Origin of the sequence: Pseudoalteromonas aliena (genome assembly GCF_038155085.1) — a bacterium.
In the GTDB taxonomy this organism is placed as follows: Bacteria; Pseudomonadota; Gammaproteobacteria; order Enterobacterales; family Alteromonadaceae; genus Pseudoalteromonas; species Pseudoalteromonas aliena_A.
On sequence record NZ_JBAKAU010000297.1, the window covers coordinates 1 to 208 of the forward strand.

The 208-nt window shown below is 34.6% G+C and carries 1 pseudogene; it reads right to left on the bottom strand.

The features are described from left to right. Positions 1-208: pseudogene (gene pgi, locus V6260_RS19475) on the bottom strand (glucose-6-phosphate isomerase); the annotation flags it as partial.

The window sequence follows — 208 nt, forward strand, 5'->3', positions numbered from 1 at the left end:
CAATCTACCGCTGTTTTAGCGTTCGTCATGTTTTCTGATGAAGTAAATGTTTTATAAGAAATAACAAATAATGTTGTTTCAGGGTCAAGCGTTTTTAATACAGATGCAATATGCACACCGTCAACATTAGAGACATAATGAACATTTAATGTATCATCAGCAGTAACTTTAAATGCCTCAGTTGCCATTTGTGGGCCAAGATTAGAAC